The sequence below is a fragment of the Ruegeria sp. AK4 genome (genome assembly GCF_056541025.1).
Window position 1 is genome coordinate 515,941 of the sequence record NZ_JBQFXS010000002.1, and the last position, 21,722, is coordinate 537,662.

Below are 21,722 nucleotides of genomic sequence, written 5' to 3' on the forward strand. Positions count from 1 at the left end.
TTGTAATCTCGAGACGCAGTTCAGGAGCCTTTGTTATGACCCAACGCGACACGGCTTTAGAGCCCCCGAAACTGGGCGAGGCCTATCTGCTGACGCCGGGGCCATTGACCACCTCTTATGCGGTGAAGCAGGCAATGCTGCGGGATTGGGGCAGCTGGGATGGTGATTTCCGCGCGATGACGCGCGAGATGCGTAGCCGGTTGCTGGCGCTGCTGGGCGATGGCGCCGATGCCTTTGACTGCGTGCCGATGCAAGGGTCCGGCACCTTCGCGGTCGAAGCGATGCTGGCCTCGTTCATTCCACGGGATGGCAAGGCACTGGTGCTGGCGAACGGGGCCTATGGTCAGCGCTCGGCACAGACGCTGGAATATCTTGCGCGCGATCATGTGGTGCTGGACAAGGGCGATTACCTGCCGCCGCGCGGCAGTGAAGTGGCCACAATTCTGGCGCAGGACCCCGCGATTACCCATGTGGTTGCGATCCATTGCGAGACGTCCTCGGGCATTCTGAACCCGGTCGAAGAAATCTCGGAAGCCGTCTATGCGGCGGGGCGCAAACTGCTGATCGACTCGATGTCGGCCTTTGGCGCGATTGAACTCAAGCCCTCGGACGTACGGTATGAGGCGATGGTGTCCTCGACCAATAAATGCATCGAGGGCGTACCGGGCTTTGGCTTCATCATCGCCCGCAGGGATGAGCTGGAGGCGGCCAAAGGCAACAGCCACTCGCTGTCTCTGGACGTGCATGCGCAATGGGCGCATATGGAAAAGACCGGCCAATGGCGGTTCACCCCGCCGACCCATGTGGTTGCGGCCTTCCTCGAGGCGCTGCGCGCGCATGAGGCCGAAGGCGGCGTCGCAGGGCGCGGCACACGCTATACCCGCAACCGCGATGTGATGGTTGCCGGCATGCGCGAACTGGGCTTCGAGACGCTGCTGCAGAACCGCTGGCTGAGCCCGATCATCGTGACGTTTTTCTGCCCTGCGGACGAAAACTTCGTCTTTGACCGCTTCTATGATCTGATGAAGGACAAGGGCTTTATCATCTACCCGGGCAAGCTGACGGTTGTGGACAGTTTCCGCGTCGGCTGCATCGGGCAGATGGATGAACATGTGATGCGGCAGGTCGTGGCCGCCGCAAAAGACAGCCTGGCCGAGATGGGGGTCGCTAGCGCGACGCCTCCGGTACAGGCCCTGCAAGAACGCGCCAAACTGGCCGCATAAGAGATAAAGGACATCCGCAAATGACCATCCACACCCCTGTGACCGCAAATGAGCGTGTGTATCCCGCGCCAAAGGTCCCGGCCATCGCCATCTGTCTGGACGGCTGCGAGCCCGAGTATCTGCACGTGGCGATCGCCAAGGGCCTGATGCCGACGCTCAAGCGCATCCGCGAAACCGGCACCGACCGTCTGGCGCATTCGGTGATCCCCAGCTTCACCAACCCCAACAACCTGTCGATTGCCACCGGCCGCCCGCCAATCGTGCATGGCATCTGCGGCAACTATCTGATCGACCCCGACAGCGGCGAAGAGGTGATGATGAACGATGTGCGCTTCCTGCGCGCGCCGACCATCTTCTCGCAATTCTACGAGGCAGGGTATCGCGTTGCCATGGTCACCGCCAAGGACAAGCTGCGCGCGCTGCTGGGCGCGGGCCTGAAATTCGACGAAGATCGCGCGGTGGCGTTTTCCTCGGAACGTTCGGGCGAAACCACCAAGGCAGTACACGGCATCGACAATGCCAGCGAATGGCTGGGCATGCCGGTGCCCGAGGTCTATTCGGCGGACCTGTCTGAATTCGTCTTTGCCGCGGGCGTCAAGCTGCTGAAAGAATTCAAGCCCGACATCATGTACCTGTCTACCACCGACTACATCCAGCACAAATTCGCGCCCGAACAGCAGGGCGCGCTGGATTTCTACGCCATGTTCGACAGGTATCTGGCACAACTGGATGAGCTGGGCGCGGCCATCGTCGTTACCGCCGATCACGGCATGAAGCCCAAGCACAATGCCGAAGGCGCGCCCAACGTGATCTACGCGCAGGACCTGATGGACGAATGGCTGGGCGAAGGTCAGGCCCGCGTGATCCTGCCGATTACTGATCCTTACGTGGTCCACCACGGCGCGCTTGGTGCTTTTGCCACCGCCTATCTTCCCGAAGGTGCAGACACGGCTGACATCATGGCAAAGCTGGACGCCCGCGACGAGTTGATCCTTGTTGTGGACAAGGAAGAGGCAATCAAACGTTTTGAACTGCCGGCAGACCGCATCGGCGATATCGTAATGATCTCGGGCGAGAACATGACCATCGGCACCTCGGCGGACCGTCACGATCTGGCCGCCCTGAAAGAGCCGCTGCGCAGCCATGGCGGCTTGACCGAGCAAGAGGTGCCTTTCATCGTCAACCGGGTCGTTGATCTGGGCAACGCGCCCGATCTGCGCAATTTTGACGCGTTCTTCTACGCCACAACAGCGGCGGCACAGTAAGTCATGAAAGATCAGGTTATGACAAAATCCGAAATCAGAAACGAAGGGATGCGCATCGGTGGCGAAATCGTCTTTACCGACGAAACCGTGCCGGTGCTCTACCCCTATACCAACGAGGTTGTCGGTCACGTTCCGGCGGGCAAGGCCGAGCATGCCCGTAAAGCCTTTGAGATTGCGGCGAATTACACGCCCAAGCTGACCCGCTACGAACGCAGTCAGATCCTGCAGCGCGCTGGAGAGCTGATTGGCGAGCGCCGCGAATACCTCGCCAAATGGCTGGTGCTGGAACTGGGCATCTGCCACCAGCACGCGATTTACGAGACCAAGCGCGCGCAGGATGTCTATCAGTTCGCGGCTGCCGAGGCGCTGAAAGATGATGGTGAGATTTTTTCCTGCGACCTGACCCATAATGGCAAGGACCGCAAGATCTTCACCACGCGTGAGCCGGTGAATGCAATCAGCGCGATCACGCCCTTCAATCACCCGCTGAACATGGTCAGCCACAAGATCGCGCCATCGATTGCCACCAACAACTGCATGGTGTGCAAGCCGACGGAACTGACGCCGCTGACGGCGCTGACGCTGGCCGATATCCTCTATGACGCGGGCCTGCCGCCCGAGATGTTCCAGGTGGTCACCGGCTGGCCGCAGGACATTGGCGATGAGATGGTCGTCAATGATAATATCGACATCATCACCTTCACCGGCGGTGTTCCGGTGGGCAAGATGATCGCGGCCAAGGCGGTCTATAAACGTCAGGCGCTGGAACTGGGCGGCAATGACCCGCTGATCGTTCTGAACGATCTTTCCGATGCCGATCTGGACAAGGCCGCGACCATTGCCGTGGCGGGCGCCACCGGCAACTCGGGCCAGCGCTGCACCGCGATCAAACGCATTCTTGTGCAGGACAGCGTGGCCGACAAGTTCGTGCCGCTTGTGCTGGAGAAGGCCAGGAAGATCAAGTTCGGCGACCCGCAAGACCCCGAAACGGAACTGGGCTGTGTCATCCACGACAAGGCGGCCGAGCTTTTCGAGAACCGCGTTTACATGGCCGAGAAAGAGGGCGCAGAAATCCTCTACCACCCCGGTCGTCAGGGCGCGTTGCTGCCGCCCATCGTGGTGGACAAGGTGCCCCATGGCAGCGAGCTGGTGATGGAGGAAACCTTCGGCCCCATCATCCCCATTGTCCGCGTGCCGGACAATGACGATGAGGTGATGGCCATCTCGAACGGAACGGAATTCGGCCTGTCCTCGGGCATCTGCACCAACGATCTGAACCGCGCGATTGCCTATATCAACGGGCTGAATGTGGGCACCTGCAACATCTGGGAACAACCCGGCTACCGGATTGAGATGTCCCCCTTCGGCGGCATCAAGGACTCGGGCAACGGCGTCAAGGAAGGCGTCATCGAGGCGATGAAGTTCTTCACCAACGTGAAAACCTATTCTTTGCCCTGGCCCGGCTAACAGCCTTGCCCTGCCCGGTGGCGGGCGGGGCATCAAACACCCCCTCTGCGGGAACAGCGGGCCATCAAACGCCCGCCGTTTCTGTCGGGCAGAATTGAGAGAGAGCCATGTCGCAAATCGTGCACACCGAAGGGGAATCCAACACTTCAGAGGCACGAAAGACGTGGCTGAACACATCCATTGGGCCGAAATCCGCACCACTGCTGAAACGCGACGCAGATGTCTTTCTGCATCAATCGCTGTCCTCGCCCTGCGTCAGCACAATCGCAAAAGCCGAAGGCATCTGGATCGAGGACAAGGACGGGCGGCGCTACATGGATTTCCATGGCAACTCGGTCCACCATATCGGGTACGGCCATCCCCGGCTGGTTGCCGCCATCAAGGCGCAGCTGGATGATCTTCCTTTCGCACCGCGCCGCTTCACCAATGACCCGGCAGTCGAGCTGGCCGAAAAACTGGCCGAGATCGCGCCCGGAGACCTTGGCAAAACCCTGTTCACCACCGGCGGCTCGGACGCCAACGAGGTTGCCCTGAAAATCGCCCGCGCGGCGACCGGGCGGTTCAAGACCATCAGTTTCTGGGATGCCTTCCACGGCGCGGGATTTGGGGCCGCAAGTGTCGGGGGCGAGGCCACGTTTCGCAGTCACATTGCCGGGCCCCTGCTGCCTGGCGCCGAACACGTGGCCCCGTTTGCCTGCTATCGCTGCCCGTATAATCACGCCGGGCCGGAAACCTGCGGTCTGGCCTGCGCGAAAATAGTCGACTATGTGCTCGAGCGCGAGGGCGACATCGCTGCCGTCATCGCCGAGCCGATGCGCGCCGTGCCCTACGTACCGCCGCCCGGCTTCTGGAAACATGTACGCGAGGCCTGCAACCGGCACGGCGCGCTTTTGATCATGGACGAGATTCCAACGGGTCTGGGCAAAACCGGCAAGATGTTTGCCTTTGAACATGACGAAATCATCCCCGACATCGTGACCCTGGGAAAATCTCTTGGCGGAGGCATTCTGCCCATCGCTGCCTGCATTGCCCGCAAGCAACTGGACGTGTGCGGCGATTTCGCCATTGGGCATTACACGCATGAAAAGAACCCGGTAACCGCTCGCGCCGCGCTGACCACGCTGCAGATCATCGAGGATGAGGGACTGGTCCACCGCTCGGAGGAGTTGGGCAGACATGCGATGGCCCGCCTGATGGACGCGCTTCAGACCGTTCCGATCGTCGGCGACATTCGGGGCCGCGGTCTGATGTTCGGGGTCGAAATCGTGGACGACCGCGCCGACAAAACGCCCGGCAACGCCCGCGCCGAGCGGATTTACTACGCCTGTCTGCACGCCGCGCTCAGCTTCAAGATCAGTCAGGGTTGCGTGCTGACCCTGTCGCCGCCGCTGACAATCACGCGCGAAGATCTGGACCGCGCCCTCGACATCGTCATTGCAGCCATCAAGGAAGAGATTTGATCGCACCACTAACGCCAGAAGTTTCGCCAAAACGCACTCTTCCTGAAACCCGAGGAGGAGGCACAGCATGGCGATAGTCACCTTTCTGATCAGCCTTGCCGGGGCGACGATGCTGTTGCTTTATGCGGTGCGTATGGTTCGCACCGGGATTGAGCGCAGTTACGGTGCGTCTTTCCAGCGGGTCATGACACGACAGCGCAGCTTTACGCAGGCCTCGCTGGTGGGGCTGATGATGGCGGTGGTGCTGCAAAGCTCGGCAGCGGTCGCTTTGCTGACATCGGGGTTTGCTGCCAGCGGCATGCTCGGTTTTTCGACCGGGCTGGCGATGATACTGGGCGGCGATCTGGGCTCGGCGCTGATCATTCAGGTCCTGTCCTTCAAATTGGACTGGCTGGTTCCGATGCTGCTAGCGGTCGGCGGCTATCTGTTTGTCAAAACCGAAAGCAAAAAGTCCCGACAATTGGGGCGTATCCTGATGGGCGTGGCGTTCATCCTGATCTCGCTTCGGTTCCTGCGCGAGGCGATGGTCCCCATTCAAAGCAGCGCCTTCCTGCCCGCCGTCGCCGATTACCTGGCGCGCGACTATGTCACCGCTTTCCTTGTCGGCGGGGCGTTGGCCTTTGTCATGCACTCATCTGTCGCCGCCATTCTGATGTGCGTGACGCTTGTGCAGATCGGCGCGATCCCGTTTGCCGCCGGGATGTCACTGGTGTTTGGCGCAAATTTCGGCTCGGCTTTCATCCCCGTTTGGCTGACCCGGGATTTGCCCGTCGCCGCGCGCCGGCTGACCTATGCCAATCTGGCGCTTCGGGGCAGCTGGGCCGTGGTGGCCTTGTTCGCCGCCAATCTGGCGTTGCGGAACGGGTTGCTGGGGGTGCCGCAAGGCGGTCAGATGCTGGTCAATGTGCATCTGGCCTTCAACTTCCTGCTGCTGGTTCTGGCGCTGCCGTTTTGCGGCCGCCTGACGCAGCTATTCGAAAAACTGGTTCCCGAACAGAAGACGGCGCAGGACACCCTGACAACACGCCCCGTCAGCGCTTTGGACAACATCAGCATCGAAAGCCCCAGTCAGGCCCTGTCCAGCCTCAAGCGGGAATTGCTTCGGATGAGCGATCTGGTCGAAACCATGTTCCGGCCCATACTCGATCTCTACCGAAACGGCAGCAAAGACGAGATCCGGGCCGTCCGGGCCATCGACGAGGAAGTCAACCAATGCCTGTCCGAAATTCGCGCCTTCGTCGCGGCGATACCGCCGGGTCTTTATGAAAAGGAAGACGCAAAATCGGCGCGGGATCTGCTGGAATTTGCCATCCGCCTGGAAACCGCCGGCGATGTCGTGGCCAAACGCCTGACCGTGCTGGCAAGCGACGTGCGCGCGAAACAGGCGAAGTTTTCCAAGGAAGGCTGGTCCGAGCTTGTCCGGATGCACGAGGACATCCTGACCAACATGAAGCTGGCTTCGAACGTGCTGGTTTCAGACGATCTGGAAAGTGCGCGTCTGCTTAGCCTGGAAAAGACCGAGATCAAGCGCGTCGAGCGAGACAGCCGAAAACGCCACCTGCGCCGGTTGCAGCACGGAACCACGGAAAGCTTCGAGACCAGCGATTTCCATCTGGAAACCCTGCGCGCTTTCCGCGAATTCAACGGCCATATCGCGTCCATTGCCTATCCGGTCCTCTACCGGAACGGGCAGCTACTGGAAACGCGTTTGATCAAAGAGGTCGCAGACAAAAACGAGGCGGCTTTAAAACCTCACGAAAACAGTTAGAAGCTTCAATGCTCTGTTGGGGTGCGGAACACAGGCAAGCCTTGCAACACGCCCGGCGCGTTCTGGCTGTATGATACCCACTCAAACTCCGGTCAGAGCTTTGGCCAGAAACGCATCAAACTCGCGCGCAATGTCCGCAGCACTGGCCTGAAGCAGCCGATGCCCTGCTTCCGGCGTGGCCAATGCTGAATGCGACCCAACCCGGCCGTCCGGAAACTCGACCCGGTGCCGCCTGGGTGGCCCGTGCCGGTCCCGAGCATGGGCGCGGATATATTCATCGCTCAGCGGTTCAGGCGGCTCTACAGCCGGGCCGGGCGGCAGGGGTCCCAAAAGAGCTTGGGTTATAGCCACTTCCGAGGGGGTCGCATGCATGCCCTCCCAATTCCCATAAAGCTCTGCGCGCAACGCATTTACACCTGTCGGTTCCCACCAACTGCGTATCCTCAGCCTGTTCGGTGGCAGGCCTGACGCAATCCGATCCAGCGGGTCCAGATTGGCTCCGTGGCCGTTCACGACAAAAACACCGGCGAACCCCTGATCCAGACAGCCAAGGATCACGTCCTGCGCAAGTGCTTCAAAAATCTCCTCGGTTACGGAAAGTGTTCCCGGAAAAGCAGTGTTGAAGGGTGCGGGTGTATAGGCCAGAGGCGGGGCGACTATCGCATCGCACTGTTCCGCAGCCGCCAGAGCGACCGCATTTGCGCAGATCGTATCCGTTCCGATCCGTCCCATTGGTCCGTGTTGCTCGGTCGAACCGACCGGCAGCAGGATTGCAGCGCCCTTTTCGATACGGGCTTCGACCTCATACCAGGTCATGTCTTCAAGTTTCATACCACCCCCCTGTTGGCTCGCGCGGCGAGTGTCCTTTTCCTTTTTGCACGACGGTATTAGGCTGCGCCAATGGAAGATTCACCCATTCTCGAATTGAAGAAACCACCTTTGGATCACCTGATCGGTGCGGCGGTAAAAACGCATCGGCACCTGGCCGAGATGACCTTGTCGGAACTGTCCGCAAGGTCCGGCGTGTCCACGGCGATGATTTCCAAGATTGAACGCGGACAAGTTTCAGCCTCGCTCGCCACGCTGGAAGCGCTGGCCGGGGGGATCGGCGTTCCGCTGATCAACTTCTTTGCCGCAACCGTCGACCGGTCTGACGCGTCATTTGTCGCCGCCGGAGAAGGCGTGACCGTTCAGCGGCTCGGCAGCGGGTACGGGCACAGTTACAAGCTGATCGGTCGGGCCGAGGCGAAACATGTCAGCTTTGAAAGCTTCAGCGTGACGCTCGAAGCGCCGCTGGACACCCGGCCTCTCTATCAGCATCAGGGTGTCGAGTTCATCCATGTCACCGATGGAGAGATGGTCTATGGGTGCGGAGACACCACCTACCACATGCGCCCCGGCGACAGCCTGAGCTTTGACTCGAACGCGTCTCATGGACCGGTCGAACTGAAAACACCAAAGGTCAGCTTCGTAACGGTTGTCGCCAAGGCCATAACCGGCGGAATCTGAAAAGCCCAGCCAATCAGGCCGGGCTTTTGATCTGGTTGGATCACAGACCCCATTTTTCCCGGTTTTGATCAAAGAAGCCCTGCGCTTTCTTAACCTCGATCCAGTTGTTCACATAGTTGATCCAGACCTGATCGCCCTGCGGCAGGATCATCGCAATGGGCGAAGGCGAACGGGGCCCCGCGTTCTTGACGCGCACCACCGGGAACTTGGCTTCAAGCGTTGAGCCTTCGATATTCGACGTGATGAACACGTCCGCACGTCCGGCAATCACTTCCTGAAAGCCACGGGCCGGGGCTTCAACCACTTTGATATCCGCGTTCGGGAACCATTCGCGCACGCGCTTTTCGAAGGTCGTGCCCAGCGTGGTCGCAACCTTGACGCCCGGCTGGTTGATCGACTCGTACCCGTCGAATTTATCCGCCTTGTCCTTGGTCGTGTACGGGAACAGCTCGACCGATATGTAGCTGTCCGAGAACCCGGCGACCTTCATGCGCGGCGGGGAAATCGACGCCGACCCCGTCAGATGGTACTTGCCGGCGACAACCCCGTTCACCAGCGTTTTCCAGTCGGTTGGAACATATTCGACCTCAACCCCCAGATCGGCGGCAAGCTCGTTCATGATGTCGATGTCATAGCCTTTGTAGCTGTTGGTCGCCGGGTCGCGCAGCGACATAGGGTTCCAGTCGCCGGTGGTGCCAACCTTCAAAACACCCGAATCCAGTACCTCGTTCAACGCCGATTGCGCCTGAGCAGCGCCCGAGACGATCAGACCAAGCGCAGCGATGGCTGCGGCTTTGCAAAAACTGTTCATCTATTTCTCCTGTTGGTGATGTTTCGGTCTTGTTGCCATATTCCTTGTTGATTTAAGCGCAAAGCCAAAGATAACCTCAAGAAAATATTCTACTATGAATAAAAAGGGGTAGGTCGGCCCATGTCAGATGCCGCCATCGAGCTTGCAGGCGTGAACAAGTGGTTCGGCGACTTTCATGTTCTGAAAGACATCAACCTGACGGTAAATTCCGGTGAAAAAGTGGTCGTTTGCGGCCCGTCCGGGTCCGGCAAGTCGACGGTTGTGCGCTGCATCAACCAATTGGAGAAGCACCAGAAAGGCGCCATCCGGGTCGATGGGGTCGAACTGACCGACGACCCGAAATCGGTTGCCACCATCCGGTCCGAGGTCGGCATGGTGTTCCAACAATTCAACCTGTTTCCCCATCTGACCGTGCTTGAAAACCTGACCCTCGGCCCGATCAAGGCGCGCGGCCTGTCCCGCAAAGACGCGGAAGAGAAAGCCCGGCATTACCTGGACCGCGTCCATATCCCCGATCAGGCCGACAAGCGGCCCATTCAACTGTCCGGCGGGCAGCAGCAGCGCGTCGCCATAGCGCGCTCGCTATGCATGGAGCCGCGTGTACTGCTGTTCGACGAGCCGACCTCGGCACTGGACCCCGAGATGATTTCCGAGGTGCTGGATGTGATGGTCGAACTTGCCGAAGAAGGCATGACGATGGTGGTCGTGACCCATGAAATGGGCTTTGCCCGCAAGGTCGCCGACAAGATGATCTTCATGGATGCCGGTGAGATTGTCGAAGAAGGGCACCCCGAACATTTCTTCACCAACCCGCAATCCGAGCGGTGCCGCCAATTCCTGTCCCAGATCCTGCAGCATTAAGAGGGGCCGATGAAAAAACTGCTTCTGATCGCGCCTTTTCTTCTGCTGGCCGGCTGTTCCTCGTCCCAGACATGGGGCTGGTACGTGATCGACCCGACCACGCCATCGGGCTGGACCAATGTGAAATTCCTGATCTCGGGCATGTGGGCGACGATCCAAATCTCGCTGATCGCCGCCGTTCTGTCGATTGTGCTGGGCCTGATGGTGGCCCTGCCCGGCTTGTCGGAAAAACGCGGCTGGCGCTGGGTCAACCGAATCTATGTCGAGTTCATCCGCGCCATTCCCCTGCTGCCGATGCTGTTCTGGGTGTTTTACGGGCTGCCCATCGTGTTTCAGTCGATGGGCATGACCATCCCCATCGATCCATTCTGGGGCGCGATTATTACGCTGGCGATTTCTGACAGCGCCTTCACCGCTGAAATCTACCGCGCAGGCATCCAGTCCATCGCCCGAGGTCAGCGCGAGGCGGCACAGACCATCGGCCTGAACTACGTGCAGACGATGCGCTATGTGATCCTGCCGCAGGCCATCCGGCGCATCCTGCCGCCCCTGGCGAACCAGTTCATCTACATCGTTAAGATGAGCGCCTTTGCCAGCGTCATCGGCATGCAGGAACTGACCCGCCGCGCGAACGAGCTGGTCGTGACCGAATACCGCCCGCTGGAAATTTACACGCTGCTGATCTTTGAATACCTGATCCTTGTTCTGATCATCAGCGCAGGCGTGCGCTGGCTGGAACGCCGCATGGGCGCGGATGAGCGCGGATAAGGAGGACACTATGGACTGGAAAGACTTCATGGCCGAGACCGAGGCCAATATCGGCTCCTTCTCGAAAGAGGTGCCCGAAACCGTGCGCGGCTTCGGCATCATGGGCAAGGCCGCCAAGACCGACGGCGCGCTCAGCGAAAAGACCAAGGAATTCATCGCTCTGGGAATTGCGGTGGCGACGAAATGCGATAGCTGTATCGGCTTTCACGTCAAATCCCTGATCCGGCTGGGCGCCACCCGCGAAGAGATGTGCGAGGCGCTGGCCATGGCGACCTATATGGGCGGCGGCCCGTCCTTTGGGTACAGCGCCAAGGCGCTCAAGGCCTTTGACGTTTTCTCGGAGTAACCCCCATGCGACCTGACCTGGCCGGAGCTCAAGGGTACATCCGAAACAGCTGGTATGTGGCCGGACGGTCCGAGGATTTCGCCCGCAACCTGAGCGCGGTCCGGATGCTGGACGAAGAGATCGTCATCTACCGTGACACGGCTGGCACAGCCATCGCGCTGGAAGATGCCTGCCCGCACCGCAAACTGCCCCTGTCCCGCGGCACGATCGAGGGCGATCACGTTGTCTGCGGCTATCACGGCCTGACCTTTGGCTGCGGCGGCGAATGCGTCAGCGCGCCGACCCAGTTGGACAACCCGCCGCGCCGCGCTGTGATTCATGCCTATCCGGCCGAGGACCGCTGGGGGTTTCTGTGGCTCTGGATGGGGGAGCCTGATCTGGCCGATGCGAAAGACATCATCGACATTCCGAACTTCGACAACCCGGATTGGGGCAAGACCCAAAAGGGCGCGATGGAGATGGCGTGCCACTATCTTTACATCATCGACAACCTTCTGGACCCCAGCCATGTGGCCTGGGTTCATCTGACCTCATTCGCCGGGGCCGGGACAGATAACCGCCCGCTGGATCTGGAAGAAACCGAGGATGGTGTCATCGTCTCGCGCTGGATCGCGGATGAGCCTGCACCGCCCTATTACGCCCCAATCCTGCCTTTTGGACCAAGCTGCGACCGCAAGCAGCACTACGAATGCCGCCTGCCCTCGACCGCGATCAACATGTCGGTTTACACCCCGGCTGGCGAAGGCGGGGCGGACCGGCCCATGTCGCCCAATGCGTTCGTGAATATCTCGTACAATTTCATCACGCCGGTGGACGCCGGAACCTCGCGCTATTTCTGGTTCCAGCACCGCAACATGCACGCCGAGGATGAGGCCATGTCACAGCGCATGTTCGACGGCGCGCTCATGGCGTTCAACGAGGATAAAGAGGTGCTGGAAAACGTTCAGACCGGAATGGCGCGCCGCAAAAGCGGGTATATCAACCTCAGCTTGGATGCGGGTGCCATGCGATTCCGCGCCCGCGTGGCGAAACGGATCGCCGGGGATGAGGCTCCGCTAACCGGCTGACAGCCTGCCATTCGCGGCCTGCCCGACCTGCTGCGCCGGCGCGTCGAACACCGATTTGATGCACGGGTAGGTTTGTAGAACTTCGGCACCTCCGGGGATCGTCTCGGGCCGGAATACGCCTTTGTCCCAGACGGCCACCCCATCGATCCTGATCGTCGGGTCCAGTACGTTCAGTGAAATCTCGCCCGGCGCATAATGCCCGCAGGTGTGAAAATGCAGCAGGCGCGGATTGCCGAAAGCAGACCCGCTCCACCGTTTGTAGTTTTCGTAAGCGGGGGACGTATAGGCGCAGCCCGGATGAATGCCCGCGTGCCAGGAATGCATGGTCATGGGATCCAGTCCGAACATCTGACCCACCTTTTCGTAATGCATCTGCGCGCAATGCACATCCATCGGATGCCCGGAAAAACCGATCAGCCTGCTGTCTTCAAACTCAACTGCCAGGGGTTCCCGCAGATCACAGCCATAGGGTTCATAGAATTTCGACCCGGTTCCAACCAGAAACCCGTCCTGCATGACAGTGCCCGAGAACCCGGCGGTCGGGACCGGAGCAAACACCGACATCGGAAAGCGCGTCACGCTGACATCCGCCCGGGTCGTCGGAAAAGCCGCGCCCGGACCACTGAAATCCGTCCCCAACGGGCAGGTGACATGGATGTGCGACGCCGCCGCCAAAGCCCGGTTCACCGCGTTCTTCAGCTCGACAAACCCGGTATAGTTCGCGCGGCCAAACCCGGAATCCAACATCCCGGTATCCAGCACGTAGGACATGATCGGGTGAATATCGGACATGTCCGAGTTAAAGCGAATCTGGTCCCCGGCGCGGGACAGAAACAGCGTATGATCTGCCGCCTTCATCCGGGTGATCATTTCCGGGGAAAGCGCAGCCCCCATTGGGTCAAATGGAAGGGTCTGAACGGTTGTTCTGATGCCATTCGATTGCGCACATTCCACAATGATGTCCGTCAGTTCGCCATCATAATACCCGTTCTGTGCGCTTTCACGCAGCACCAACAGGTGATCCCCCGATGTCAGCCCGCCACATCTGAACAGCAGATTTTCCGCGCCCGCAATGCTGTTGGGACCGACCATGCCCATGGCTCCTTGGTTTTTCCGATCAATTGATACACGGCTCACGATCCCGTGATCCACAAAAAATGTCGTGAGAGGAAAAATTTTTACTGAAATTACCCGCCCCTTTGCCCATAACAGGACCACCATAAGCAGGAGGCCCAAAAATGAGCGCTTGGATCGAGATGATTTCCGATGAACAGGCCGAAGGCCGCCTGAAAGAGCTTCTGGACAAAGCCCGCACACCGCATGGAACGGTCGACACGGTGATGCGCGTGCATTCCCTGCGGCCGGAAACGATGAACGGGCATGTTACGCTCTACCGCTCGGTCCTGCATTCCGAGGAAAATCAGCTGCCGTTCTGGTTTCTTGAAATCATCGCCAGCTATACGTCGATCCTGAACGATTGCACCTATTCCCTGACGCATCACTTCATGAATGTGCGGAACCTGCTGAAAGACCAGCCCCGCAGCGACCGGATTTTTGTCGCCCTCAAGGCCCACCGCCCCGAGGATGCGTTTCAGGGCAAGGAACTGGCCCTGCTGCGATACACCGCAAAGCTGACAACAGATGTGGGCCGCATGGTAAAGTCGGATTTCGAAGCGCTGAAGATCGCCGGGTGCTCGGACGGAGAAATCCTCGAGGTGAATCAGGTCTGCGCTTACTTCAACTACTCAAACCGGCTGCTGAACGGTTTGGGGGCAACAACCGAAAACGACGTGATCGGCTACTACAAGTCGGACGATTGAGTACTTCGCGCGGTTCGTCGGCAAGGCTCACACATCGGCATACAGATCGTCTGTCGGCATCAGGATCGTGCGGGCGCTTTCGGTGAACGTATCCAGAGACAGATCCCAGGACGTTCCGGGCCAATGCAATTCAAGCTGCTTCTTCGCGGGGCGGTAAACGGCGGTGTAAAGCGTTCCGAACCCCGATTTGAATGCGGTGGAATAGAGCGGCGGGCGCAAAAAGGCGTCAATGAACCGCTTCTCGCTTTCCGGGTGCTGGTTCAGGCGGTTCAGCAGGAAGCGTTCGCGTTCCACCGTTGCTGTAAAGCGCGCGTGTTTCGACCACTCCACATGGCCCTGATGGTTCGTCGCCACCGGCACGTCCGAGATTTGCGGGTGGCGGTCAGGGGCAAGATAGACCGTGCTGTGGTTAAATTTGGCGTCCAGAACGGTGACATTATAGCTCATATGGCAGGGGATGCGGCACAGGGCATCGACCGCTTGCGCCGTGGTCTCGCAGGTTTGCAGCACATAGCGCAGGATCAGCGGCACGCCGAAACCATCGCCCACCTCGCGCCGTCCGCCAAAGGTCAGGGACACCGTCAGGCCCGCATCGTTGATGCCGTCGAGCAGGCCCAGAATACCGTCGCTCATCCCGATCACGCCGCGCCCGTCCCAGCGGGTTTTCAGCAAAGCCGCGTCAAAGGTTTTCGGGTGATAGTCGTAGTTGCGCACCAAAATCGGCGTCTTGCCCCGCCAGATCGCCTGACTGCAGCCCGACAGGTATTTCGGCGGGCAGTAGAAGCTGAGAAACCGCGCCTGGCTGTCGCTGCCGCCGACAAGCTCGACCACCTCTTCATAAAGCGGCAGGATTTCGGGCATGTGCCGTTGCAGCGCGCGCAGGCATTCGCGATAGGTGGGGCGGGCCGAATACCCCTCTTGCGCCCACCATTTGCGGTAGGCGGGCCAGTATTCGGCAAACAGCCCGGCCAGCTTGGGACCGGGCTGTTCCTCGTCGATTGAGCGAAAAACAAGCGCCATGGGGCTTTCTACATGATTTTGAAGGCGGGGTCTTCCATCGGCTGCGCCGCGGGCAGCGGCTCGGCGGCATAGGCCGATTTAATCCCGTGAATCCATTTCTTCGATTTGTCGGTCAGCTTGAAGCCCTTGGTCATCGACCGACCGCGCGTGACCAGAATACCCAGATCGGCCCCTTCATAGCGATAATCGCCCACATTCGAGATGCGCAGGAAGAAGGCCTCGTTCTCACCAACCGCACGGCGGTGATAGTCGAAGCGGTCGAACACGACACGGCCATCTTCAAGCATCTTATAGATGCCCGATTGCGGGGCCTGCGTGATGCGGTCGACGCTGTCATCGGTGTGTTTGATCACCATCTGCGACCAGCTGTCGATCATGTCCGGATCGGCCCAGCGGGCGTTGAGCTCTTCGACATCCAACTGGAACGGTTTCTTGGAAAACTCCAGCAGGTGGAACAGGAACAGCGGCGCGTCAGCATGGGCAAAGGCCGCGTGGTTGGTCATGGAACTGGCCCCGGTGATGCGAGGGTTCAGCTCACCAAGCCACAGCTCATCGGTTTTCTTGTCGATCAGGAAGTCGAGCTCGAAATACCCGCGATAGCCGGATTTGCGCAGCTCTTCCCCGAACTGATAGGTCAGTTTCCGCGCCTGATCGCGGGCTTTGGGCGGGAAGGCGGTCGAGAAAATCTCGTTCCCGCACCAGCCGCCGCGATAGGGTGTAAGTTCCTTGAAGCCCACAAGCTCGGTCATCAGCGGGCCAACGATGGTACCTTCCGAAGTTGCGCAGGCCTCAATCGCCGCGCCGCGACAATCGATCCGTTTCATGATCTTGATCTCGCCCTCGCCGACGATCTCATGTTCGTGCTTCTTGAAATCGGCCTCGGACTTGATGAAGAACGTGGTGTGGCCACTATCTCCAAAGGCCGATTGCAGCACCAGATCGTGGCCCAAACCGGCCTTGTCGCAGATCTTTTTCAGGTGATCGTAGCTTTTGACCACGCTCAGAGTATTGGGCACGGACGGCACGCCCGCCTTGTTGCCAATGCGGACGGTTTCGATCTTGTTGTCGCATTTGGTGCGCAGCTTGGCCTTGGGGAACCACAGCTGACCGCCCAGTTCCTTGACCAGCTTCTCGGTCGTCTCATCGAACATCAGGAAGACAAATTTCGGCTTGCCACCGCGCCGCTTGATCAGGTCGATGACCTCTTTGTGCTGCAGCAGATAGTTGTTGATGTCCTCGATGGACTGGAATTCGTCATGGGGCATCTCGGAAGGCACGAACACGTTCGGATGACGCCCGTCGAAGCAATCCATGTAGCAGATATAGGTAAAATTCATCACCCATTCATCCAGCCCCAACAGGTTGAAATTGGTCGCCGATACAAAATAGATCGGGTCCTTGTTGGTGTGGAAATACCGGCGGATTTCCGAGATGTTGTTGAGCACCTTCTTTGGCATGTGTTCCTCCCAGTCCCTTATGTTTTCTTGACTGATTTCAAAGCGTCTTCAGTGAAAATGCGCAGGCCCAGATCGGCACGGAAACCGTGGATCTCCGACACGTCCAGCTCCTGCATGAATTTCAGAATCTCGGGGCTGATCACCTGCCCCGGCACCAGAATGGGGAAACCCGGCGGGTACGGGATAACGAAAGTGGCCGAGACCATCTCTTCGCCCGCCTCCAACCGTTCCAGCATGTCCTTGTCGGGTTCCACATAGTCGCAATTGTCCTCGTCGTACGACAGGAAGAAGGCGGTGCGAATATCCCCGGCCTCGGTGCCCTCTTCATTTCGGAAGGCATCGTGGAAACGGCTGAAATCGGGCAGCGGCGGGACGTGTTCGCTCAGGTTTCGGACGCGCTTTTCAAAGGCGCGCTTTTCCATCTTGGACGCGTCGTCCATCAGATCGTCCAGTTCCTTGGCGATCTCGACCAGCACCTCGATCAGATAGGCGACCGAACTGCGCGTGGTGCCGATATTGGTCATGAACAGCACGGTATTGCGCGAGGTCTTGTTGATCTGGATGCCGTATTTGTCCATCAGGATCTTGGTTTTGAACGTATCGCCATCCCAGCCGGTCGCACCCACATGCAGGGTGATGCGGGTGGCATCCAGAACAAACTCGTCCTTGGCCCAGCAATCCCAGACGTCGGCCCAGCCCTGATCGGGGTCGAAATAGCTGGTCATACCGCTTTCACGGTATTGTTCGGGGATCATGTCGCCCGCCGTGACCAGCTTGAAATACTTCTTCAACAGCGGATGCGTCGTCACCGCCCGCCGGATCGCCATGGCACTTTCGACTTGCCGCTGGACGAACTCATAGCCTTCGATTTCGACCTGCCGGCGGCCCACATCCAGCGAGGCGATGATCTGGTAATTGGGCGAGGTCGAGGTGTGGGTCATGTAAGCCTCGTGAAAGGCCTCTTCCACCGCGCCTTTGAATTGCTGGTCGTTGACATGAATCATCGACCCCTGCCGCAGCGCCGTCAGCGTTTTATGCGTCGATTGCGTCGCATAGACCCGCACCCGCGCTTCCGGCGGGGCGATCAGGCGGGTGTTGAGCAGGGTCTCATCATCCGCGCCCTCCAGTTCCGCCTGCTGCGCGGCATAGGCTTCGGCATGTTCGGGGGTGCGGAACCGTTCGCGCAGCAGGTTGGCCGAGCGCATCGCGGTTCGCACCCGCGAGTTCGGGGCAAAGCGGGCATAGCCGAACCACGCCTCATCCCACAGGAACACGAGGTCTTTCTTGATCGCCAGACATTCCTGCATCACCCGCTGCACGTTGTAGACGATGCCGTCGAAAGTACAGTTGGTCAGCAGCACCATGCGCACGCGATCCAGCTTGCCCGCCGCCTTCAGCGCCAGCAGCTTGTGCTTGATCTCGCGGATCGGTACCGCGCCGTACATCGAGTAATCGTGCAGCGGATAACTGTCCATGTAGACGACGCTCGCCCCGGCCAGCACCATGCCGTAATGGTGCGACTTGTGGCAGTCGCGGTCGATCAGAACGATGTCACCGGGCCGCACCAGTGCCTGCACCACGATCTTGTTGCAGGTCGAGGTGCCGTTGGTGGCAAAAAACGTCTGTTTCGATCCAAAGGCGCGGGCGGCGGCCTCCTGTGCCTCTTTGATCGGGCCGCGCGGTTCCAGCAGGGAATCCAGACCGCCCGACGTGGCCGAGGTTTCGGCCATGAAGATGTTCGTGCCGTAAAACGCGCCCATATCCTGAATCCAGTGGCTGCGGCTGATCGATTTGCCACGGCTGATCGGCATCGCGTGGAACACGCCGGTGGGCTGTTTGGAATATTCCTTGAGCGCGGTGAAAAACGGCGTCTTGTACCGCCGCTGCACCCCGCGCAGGATGTTCAGGTGCAGTTCCAGAAAATCTTCCTGGTTGTAGAACACGCGCCGGCACAGGCCCAGATCAAGGCCCGCGATATCCTCGGCGGACCGGTCGGTGATCAGATAGGCGTCCAGTTCCGGACGCAGCATTCCGATCCGGCGGCAGGTCTCGGGGCCATATTCAGACGGCGATAGCGCATCCAGATCGGCCCCCTCGCCATACAGGCTGATATAGCGGCCCAGGACATTGGTTTCGTTCTTGGATTTCAGGCTCAGACCCGGGCGGACGATGACGGCCTGCACATTCTGGTTGAACAGAACCCCGATCAGCGCATCCTCGACACTGGGTACGACAACGGTTTCGTAGATGAAAGGATCCTCGCTGCGCCGCATGCGCTGCAGGCTGGATTGCAGGAAACGTTCCTGATGTTCGTTGACATTGTCGACGATCATCACCTCGAAATAAGGCCGCCCCAGCGCACGTGCCTCATGGCTTTGGGCGGCTTCATCCTCAAACTCATCACCCTCGGTCTCATCCGCGATCAGCGGGATTGAGCGGCGGCGATACGCACCGGAGGTCAGGGCCCGCGACACCCGGCGCACAGCGGTCGAGAAGTCGGTAAAGTTGCCGTGATCCAGCAACCGGCGCAGATAGTCAAAGGCCGACCCGCCGGGAAAGGCAAAATACACCTCGATCGGGGCCAGGGCCTGCAACAATTGCCGGGCCCGGTCCCGCTCGGTTTCGCCACCGCTCTGGTCCAGAGATTCCGCCGTTTCCCGCAGCGCGCTCCATCGGTCGGCCCTTAATTGCGAGGCGCTGTAGTAATCCGATATGGTATGGAGCTTTTCGCTGTCGGAAATGCCGTGCATGAAATCTGTCCTTTCTGCCGATACCGAAAAGCAGCCCCGGTATCAGTCTGTCCCTGAGCGCCCTTTGTAGAGATAGAGGTTATCGGGCTTTTTGGTGGCGTCTTCGCTGTATCCCAGCGCCGTTCTGGGGTCGGATGCAGCAACGCCCGCCGCGTCGCCCTTTTGCGGAATGCGCAGCGGGCCCAGCGTGTGCAGATAGGCATCTGCGCCGCTGGTGCGGTCATAGACCGGGAAATCGGCCTCGCGGTCGCGGAAGCTTTTGAGCACCTGCCCAAGACCTTTCAGCCCTACCTCGCGCTGGCGGCGAACCTGATCCAGATCGATCTCGATGGGGAAGATATCTTCCTGCCCGGCCGACTGGTGCAGCACGGTGGCAGAGGGATCGACCACCAGCGACCGGCCCACGCCACCGGCGGCCAGCCCGTTAACGTCGAACACATAGCACTGGAACTGCGCGGCGGTGGCCTTGGCAATCGACAGTTCGGCCTCGCGGTCGGTAGTGCCGGTCAGGACCGGGTGCAGCAGAACCTCGACCCCCTGGCTGGTCAGGTGACGGGTGGTTTCGGGGAACCAGATATCATAGCAGATCGACAGGCCGAACCGGCCCACATCCGGCACGTCGAAGATGCAGAAATCCGTGCCCGAGGCGATGTCCTGCTCATACGGCTTGAACGGGAACATCTTGGAATATGTCTTGACGATTTCACCATCGGGATTGATCACCACCGAGGTGTTGAAAATCCGCCCGTCCTCGCGCTTTTCGAACATCGAGCCGGGGATCAGCCAGATGCCATAGCGCCGCGCCGCGTCCTGAAAGCGCGACAGGTCGTCATTGGGGAAAGGCTGGGCAAAACGGTCGAGCGGACCATAGGGGGCCAGCTCACTGAACAGGGCCATCTGGGTCCAGGGGAAACGCGCCATCATGATGTCGATCCGATGCAGCATCGCATCGACGTTCGACTGCAAGGCGCCGACATGCATCTGAATTCCGGTTATCGCAAAGGGGGTCATTTTCTCGTTTCTTCTCTTTTGCTTGCCGATTGCGATTGCCGGTTTGATCCGGCGTTCTTCATCGGAACATAAAACCGCGCATTAGCGCAAGCCCACTGTCCGCAGGCGGTTGAGTTATCCGGCGTCTTCCTCGGCCAGGTCGTTGCCGGGGGTTTCCACAAAGTCGATATCGTTGCGCACCCAGAAAAACCGGAACCCGCAACTGCGCAGCCATTTTTCCAGCCGGTCCAGACTGGACCATTCCCGCCGCAGCCCGCGCGTGGATTCGACAAGCGCCCATTGGCCATCGACCAGGAAATAGACCGTCCAGGTGTTGGGATGCGCCGACTGGTTGGCAAAGCCGCCGCTGACCACCTCGCGCGCGGTGCGCACGGCTACGGGATAGTCCCCGATGCGGTTTTCGGCGGCAAGGATGGCCAGATCGTTCTGGCGGATCGTGAAGGTGGGAAGGGGTGCGTCGCTCATGATTTGCCTGTTAAAGAACACACCCATTCCGGTACCTCACGACCCGTCCGTTGTTCAAGCTCTGCCGGGATCACGCGGCTTCGATCTGTTCAGCCGATGGGGTCGATTCGACCACGGCTTCGGCGTCCTGATCCTGAATCGCCTTAAACAGCGCCTTGCGGCGCTCGCTGATATCTTCGGATTTCAGGTTTTCGATGCGCGTCGCCAGCGTCCAGACATGACCGAACGGATCGGCAACGGTGGCGCAGCGTTCACCCCAATATGTGTCACTTGCCCCGGCAATCAGGGTCGCGCCGTTTTCCAGCGCGGTGGCCAGCGTGGCATCGGCATCTTCGACATACATGTGATGGCCCACCGGAATGACGGTGCCGGGCACGGTCGGAACATGGGCGCCCCATCCGGCGGTGACGAACAGCATCGAATTGCCGATCTTGATGGCGGCAAAGCCCGGGGCCTGTTCCGCGTCATAGGCCTGAATCCTGGCGTCAAAGGCTTGTTCATAGAACTGCAGCGCAGCGGGCACGTCGGCAACGGCAAGCGATGCGGTGCAGGTGCGGTATCCGCGGGGCAAGGTGGCAGGCTTCTTCTTCATATCCGAAATCTCCGAACAGGGCGGGGGTCGCCCGATGAGGCGTGCGGGGTAATTCCCGCACT

General features: G+C 59.7%; 20 protein-coding genes. 11 read left to right on the forward strand and 9 right to left on the reverse strand.

Annotation, left to right across the window (positions count from 1 at the left end; translation table 11 throughout):
* Nucleotides 1–35 precede the first annotated feature (35 nt).
* The 5 genes from ACR0EZ_RS06235 to ACR0EZ_RS06255 all read left to right on the forward strand — a co-directional run bounded on the left by ACR0EZ_RS06235 (nt 36) and on the right by ACR0EZ_RS06255 (nt 7,183).
* Complete coding sequence (locus tag ACR0EZ_RS06235) at nt 36–1,223, forward strand: 2-aminoethylphosphonate--pyruvate transaminase (RefSeq protein WP_480611768.1); 1,188 nt, start codon at nt 36–38, stop codon at nt 1,221–1,223.
* A 20-nt stretch (nt 1,224–1,243) separates the two neighbouring features.
* Complete coding sequence (phnA, locus tag ACR0EZ_RS06240) at nt 1,244–2,488, forward strand: phosphonoacetate hydrolase (protein WP_480611770.1); 1,245 nt, start codon at nt 1,244–1,246, stop codon at nt 2,486–2,488.
* Between the two features lie 3 nt (nt 2,489–2,491).
* Complete coding sequence (phnY, locus tag ACR0EZ_RS06245) at nt 2,492–3,955, forward strand: phosphonoacetaldehyde dehydrogenase (protein WP_480611771.1); 1,464 nt, start codon at nt 2,492–2,494, stop codon at nt 3,953–3,955.
* A 107-nt stretch (nt 3,956–4,062) separates the two neighbouring features.
* Nucleotides 4,063–5,415, forward strand: a complete 1,353-nt coding sequence (gene pbfA / locus ACR0EZ_RS06250; protein ID WP_480611773.1) for a (R)-1-hydroxy-2-aminoethylphosphonate ammonia-lyase — start codon at nt 4,063–4,065, stop codon at nt 5,413–5,415.
* Nucleotides 5,416–5,482: 67 nt separating this feature from the next.
* Nucleotides 5,483–7,183 (forward strand): Na/Pi cotransporter family protein, encoded by a 1,701-nt coding sequence (locus ACR0EZ_RS06255; RefSeq protein ID WP_480611774.1) that lies wholly within the window; start codon nt 5,483–5,485, stop codon nt 7,181–7,183.
* Between the two features lie 81 nt (nt 7,184–7,264).
* Here ACR0EZ_RS06255 and ACR0EZ_RS06260 read toward each other — a convergent pair whose 3' ends face one another.
* Nucleotides 7,265–8,014 carry a creatininase family protein gene (locus tag ACR0EZ_RS06260; protein WP_480611776.1) on the reverse strand — a complete coding sequence of 250 codons (750 nt, stop codon included), beginning with the start codon at nt 8,012–8,014 and terminating at the stop codon, nt 7,265–7,267.
* A 69-nt stretch (nt 8,015–8,083) separates the two neighbouring features.
* Here ACR0EZ_RS06260 and ACR0EZ_RS06265 point away from each other — a divergent pair, with 69 nt between their 5' ends.
* Nucleotides 8,084–8,692, forward strand: coding sequence for a helix-turn-helix domain-containing protein (locus ACR0EZ_RS06265; protein WP_480611777.1), 609 nt, complete (start codon nt 8,084–8,086; stop codon nt 8,690–8,692).
* Between the two features lie 40 nt (nt 8,693–8,732).
* On the opposite strand, the gene ACR0EZ_RS06270 is transcribed toward ACR0EZ_RS06265, so the two are convergent.
* The gene (locus tag ACR0EZ_RS06270) at nt 8,733–9,503 is read right to left on the reverse strand and encodes a transporter substrate-binding domain-containing protein (RefSeq protein WP_480611779.1); all 771 of its coding nucleotides are present in this window, start codon (nt 9,501–9,503) and stop codon (nt 8,733–8,735) included.
* Nucleotides 9,504–9,623: 120 nt separating this feature from the next.
* On the opposite strand from ACR0EZ_RS06270, the gene ACR0EZ_RS06275 reads away from it, so the two are divergent.
* The 4 genes from ACR0EZ_RS06275 to ACR0EZ_RS06290 are packed head-to-tail and all read left to right on the forward strand — an operon-like array spanning nt 9,624 to nt 12,545.
* A complete protein-coding gene (locus ACR0EZ_RS06275; protein ID WP_480611780.1) occupies nt 9,624–10,364 on the forward strand; it encodes an amino acid ABC transporter ATP-binding protein in 741 nt (246 codons plus the stop codon).
* A 9-nt stretch (nt 10,365–10,373) separates the two neighbouring features.
* On the forward strand, nt 10,374–11,132 hold the full coding sequence (locus tag ACR0EZ_RS06280) for an amino acid ABC transporter permease (RefSeq protein WP_480611781.1): 759 nt from the start codon (nt 10,374–10,376) through the stop codon (nt 11,130–11,132).
* Between the two features lie 10 nt (nt 11,133–11,142).
* The gene (locus tag ACR0EZ_RS06285) at nt 11,143–11,478 is read left to right on the forward strand and encodes a carboxymuconolactone decarboxylase family protein (protein WP_480611782.1); all 336 of its coding nucleotides are present in this window, start codon (nt 11,143–11,145) and stop codon (nt 11,476–11,478) included.
* Nucleotides 11,479–11,483: 5 nt separating this feature from the next.
* Complete coding sequence (locus tag ACR0EZ_RS06290) at nt 11,484–12,545, forward strand: aromatic ring-hydroxylating dioxygenase subunit alpha (protein ID WP_480611784.1); 1,062 nt, start codon at nt 11,484–11,486, stop codon at nt 12,543–12,545.
* Here the strand turns inward: ACR0EZ_RS06290 and ACR0EZ_RS06295 are convergent.
* Nucleotides 12,534–13,637, reverse strand: a complete 1,104-nt coding sequence (locus ACR0EZ_RS06295; RefSeq protein WP_480611785.1) for a hypothetical protein — start codon at nt 13,635–13,637, stop codon at nt 12,534–12,536. The two genes, ACR0EZ_RS06290 and ACR0EZ_RS06295, sit on opposite strands and share 12 nt — an antisense overlap.
* A gap of 146 nt (nt 13,638–13,783) precedes the next feature.
* Here ACR0EZ_RS06295 and ACR0EZ_RS06300 point away from each other — a divergent pair, with 146 nt between their 5' ends.
* Entirely contained in the window at nt 13,784–14,365 is a 582-nt protein-coding gene (locus ACR0EZ_RS06300) for a carboxymuconolactone decarboxylase family protein (protein WP_480611787.1), read from the forward strand.
* Between the two features lie 27 nt (nt 14,366–14,392).
* Here the strand turns inward: ACR0EZ_RS06300 and ACR0EZ_RS06305 are convergent, their stop codons facing one another.
* From ACR0EZ_RS06305 to ACR0EZ_RS06330, 6 genes are all read right to left on the reverse strand, one after another.
* Nucleotides 14,393–15,385, reverse strand: coding sequence for a C45 family autoproteolytic acyltransferase/hydolase (locus ACR0EZ_RS06305; RefSeq protein WP_480611788.1), 993 nt, complete (start codon nt 15,383–15,385; stop codon nt 14,393–14,395).
* A gap of 8 nt (nt 15,386–15,393) precedes the next feature.
* Nucleotides 15,394–16,842 (reverse strand): biotin carboxylase, encoded by a 1,449-nt coding sequence (locus ACR0EZ_RS06310; RefSeq protein ID WP_480611789.1) that lies wholly within the window; start codon nt 16,840–16,842, stop codon nt 15,394–15,396.
* Between the two features lie 17 nt (nt 16,843–16,859).
* Nucleotides 16,860–19,592, reverse strand: coding sequence for an aminotransferase class I/II-fold pyridoxal phosphate-dependent enzyme (locus ACR0EZ_RS06315; protein WP_480611790.1), 2,733 nt, complete (start codon nt 19,590–19,592; stop codon nt 16,860–16,862).
* Nucleotides 19,593–19,634: 42 nt separating this feature from the next.
* A complete protein-coding gene (locus ACR0EZ_RS06320; RefSeq protein ID WP_480611791.1) occupies nt 19,635–20,603 on the reverse strand; it encodes a carbon-nitrogen hydrolase family protein in 969 nt (322 codons plus the stop codon).
* Nucleotides 20,604–20,717: 114 nt separating this feature from the next.
* Entirely contained in the window at nt 20,718–21,068 is a 351-nt protein-coding gene (locus tag ACR0EZ_RS06325) for a hypothetical protein (RefSeq protein WP_480611793.1), read from the reverse strand.
* Nucleotides 21,069–21,138: 70 nt separating this feature from the next.
* On the reverse strand, nt 21,139–21,660 hold the full coding sequence (locus ACR0EZ_RS06330; protein WP_480611794.1) for a VOC family protein: 522 nt from the start codon (nt 21,658–21,660) through the stop codon (nt 21,139–21,141).
* Nucleotides 21,661–21,722: the final 62 nt, after the last annotated feature.